The organism is Chamaesiphon sp. VAR_69_metabat_338, assembly GCF_031423935.1.
GTDB lineage: Bacteria > Cyanobacteriota > Cyanobacteriia > Cyanobacteriales > Chamaesiphonaceae > Chamaesiphon.
This window is the reverse complement of record NZ_JANPGM010000243.1, coordinates 1-3,272: the sequence shown is the minus strand read 5'-3', so window position 1 is coordinate 3,272 and position 3,272 is coordinate 1. Positions and strand designations below refer to the sequence as shown.

Genomic DNA, 3,272 nt, shown 5'->3' with positions numbered 1-3,272 from the left:
CAACTAAGCAATACAAGTAGACATGCCATCATGGCATAGCCAAAAGTAAAGGGATAATTGAGTGTGCTCCAAACCCGCATCATAAACGGTTCAGGCCAACCGCAACACAACTGCAAATCCTGTGCATTTGCTAGCCAGAACTTATCCCAGTCAGGGGCAACAATATACTGAAAGATTCCATAAATTCCCATTACTAACACACCCCAATAAAAGACTTTTTGAGTATTTTCTCGATAAGCAGGATACGATTGCCAATTAGCTAACAGATGAAATCCTAGAAAAATTCCAGGCAGCCAACTCAAAATTCCTTGAATAACTTTAATTACTGAGTTGCCTTGAGCGATGCCAATTAGGAGAGCATACATCAGCGAAATAAATGCCAAAAGAAAAGGCAAACCCTCGCGTTTATAAAGTTTTGGCATGTAGCGAAAGAAGCTGATGCCAGTACAAATTGTGACTAAGTAGGGTGACAAGATAATTAAGCGAAAGCCTGAATCTGCTAAGTTATTTTGATATTCAACTAACCGAGATACCAGTGGAGACAAAAACCAAATCCACCAGTTAAATCCTAGATAAAGGATCGGATATCTAAAATACAGGAAAATACCTATGAAAAAAGTACTTACTGGAAAAGCAATTTGTAAGATATTACTGAAACGAGCCAGTAGGCAAAGTGTTGTCAGGATCGTAAATCCGCCGATGATACTCCAAGCATAGATCGGCTTTGGTTGCAGAGAAGGAGACCGATCGAGTTGAGCTGTATTAGTCATATTGAATTAATTGATAATTGCGGATGCGCGCCCGCCTTTGTTTCCCGACGGTTTAGCGCACCAAGCAGATAATTGGATTGTTGAGATAACTCTTTTAGGGTAGGTTGGGTTGAAGCCCGCGAAACCCAACAATTCTAGGATGTTGGTGTGTGAGTTGGGTTTTGCTACGCGCCACCCAACCTACTACTTCTCAAACATCCTTTAAGCACGATCGCGATTGTTTGGATCGCTGCCAGGTTTGCCATCCTTGCCAGCGTCCCTGCAAACTAGCCCACCATTTATCCCTAGCCAGGAAGCCCTCTTGCGGCACCAATCTTAGATACTGAAGCAGTCCTGGCGAAATTCGCGTGCCGATCGAGACCGCCCAGAGCAGAAAAATAACGCGATTCACCCAGGGGAAATGGTCGAGTAGACCCAGAGTTTCGTTGTGAATAGCCGCTGTCATTGCAGTGGCGTTAAATTGGCTGTGCTGGCTTTGACTCAATCGGGGGTCTGCGGTCGATCGAGAGGCGGGATAGTGATCGACGGCGACGAGGGGATCGTAGATAATCGACCACCCCGCCTGCTGGACGGCCAGACTAAAGGCAATTTCAAAATGCGCTTGGGCACCAGATCCTTGCAGCCGATCGTCAAATCGTAAATGCGCGATCGCTTGTTTTCGCCAGCTCATATTCACCCCCTTTAAAATATCCACCTCTCTGGCTGCGCCTACCCCCAGATGATGATTGCCGATCGTCCGGCCAAACCACTGCACTTTCCCGACGATCGATCGAGCATCGTCGAGCAGCTTGCCATCTTCGCGCACCCAATCTCTACCACCAACACCCCCCACGCGATCGTTCGTGAGAAAGTGAGTTTCTATCCGCGCTAACCAATCTGGGTGAGGAGCCGCATCATCGTCGGTAAAAGCAACGATTTCCCCCTGAGCTTGAGTCAAGCCGAGATTCATCGCCGCAATTACGCCAGGAACTCTGACAGTGGCGATTTGTAACGCCAAGTTATTGCGATCGAAATCGTGTAGAAAATTCCAGGTAACTGTATCCAGATCCCGAACGATCGCAATGACCTCATCGGCTGGGCGGTGCTGCTGTTGCAAGGCGGTTAAACAACGGGCTAGATCGATCGGTCGCCGATAAGTAGGCACCACGACAGTTAGTTTTAACATCTACTCACCTCCCTAAAGAGTTCCATATAGCTGTCAGCCATGTTTGTCCAGCTATATTGCTTTGCTACCAAACGGGCGGCTTTGCCCATTTTGTGACTAGCGACGGTATCTCCAGTCAAGCGATCCAAGGCAGAGCCGAGTGCCTGGACATTGTTGGGATCAGTCAAAACGAAACCACATTCAGGAGTGACAATATCTGCGGCACCAGTAGATGTCGCCGTAATTACTGGCAACTGATAAGCCATCGCCTCTAGCAACACCAACCCAAAGGGTTCGTACCGAGATGGAAATACAAACATATCTGCACTTTGCATCAAAGCAGCAACATCCGATCGAAAGCCGAGGAAATGCACTCTATTGTTAAGTCCTAACTCGTTCGCTAAGTGTGGGTAGAAGTTGCGACCGTCAGGCGCACCCGCGATCGCCAAATGCAACTGCGGCACATTTACCAAAGCACGTAGAATCGTATCCAGATTTTTGCGAGAGATGCGAATATCCCCGACGAACAGAGCCAGCGGCACATCTTCTGGCAGTCCCAACTGTTGTCGTTGGCGGAGCCTCTCCAAGGGAGAATCCACTAAATTGGGAGCAAACTCCTCTAGATCGACACCGTTGGCGATTACCCTGATTCGATGCTCTGGAATCCCAATTGCCAACACCTCTTGCTTGACCTTTTCAGATACCACTACCACCAATTTAGCTCGATCGAAAGCGGTCTTTTCCCAGTACGCATTTAAGGCTGTATAGAGCCACTGGTAGGCACCATAGAGATCCCGTCGTTGGTGCCAAACATGAAAAGGCGACTTCCACCAGGAACTATGAACGAAATGCACCGCGTTGACATCCGATCGAACAGACGCGATCGCGCCATTAACTTTGACCACATCAAATTCCGCCTGATGTTGCCGCAACCAAGCCAAACTTTTGAGTGAAAAGAGGACATTACGCAGTAGTTCTGTTGGTATTTGTTTGACAATAATCGGTATCCAAGTAACCTGGGGATGCTGTGCCAGTTCGGGACTAATCGCACTAGCAATCAACGTAAGTTGATGTCCTTGACGTAAAGCCTCCCCAGCGACCTCATAATTCACCCGCCCTTGACCGTCGCCTCTAATGACACAATGGGTCACTATACAAATTTTCATTAGCACTTTTCCTGAAATTAAGTGGACGATCGATTCTCCAGAGGAGAGGCTTCGCCAACGAGCTATAGTTAACGTCAGTTTGGGATATGAAGAGCCTGGAGAATTGAAGTCTCGGCTCATGGTGCGAAGTCCGCCTGTCTTGAAAAGGTGCTTCACTTGCGGCGTTTTTATTCGGGGGTTCCCCCCGAATAA

Annotated in this window: 2 protein-coding genes and 1 pseudogene; all 3 read right to left on the bottom strand. The window is 48.0% G+C overall.

Translation table 11 applies throughout. From position 1 onward, the window contains the following. Positions 1-770, bottom strand: a pseudogene (locus RMO84_RS07170) (O-antigen ligase domain-containing protein); the annotation flags it as partial. A gap of 190 nt (positions 771-960) precedes the next feature. Then, on the bottom strand, positions 961-1,935 hold the full coding sequence (locus tag RMO84_RS07165) for a glycosyltransferase (protein ID WP_310487782.1): 975 nt from the start codon (positions 1,933-1,935) through the stop codon (positions 961-963). Beyond that, a complete protein-coding gene (locus RMO84_RS07160; RefSeq protein ID WP_310487781.1) occupies positions 1,929-3,080 on the bottom strand; it encodes a glycosyltransferase family 4 protein in 1,152 nt (383 codons plus the stop codon). Before RMO84_RS07160 ends, RMO84_RS07165 begins: the two co-directional genes overlap by 7 nt. Between the last annotated feature and the right edge of the window lie 192 nt (positions 3,081-3,272).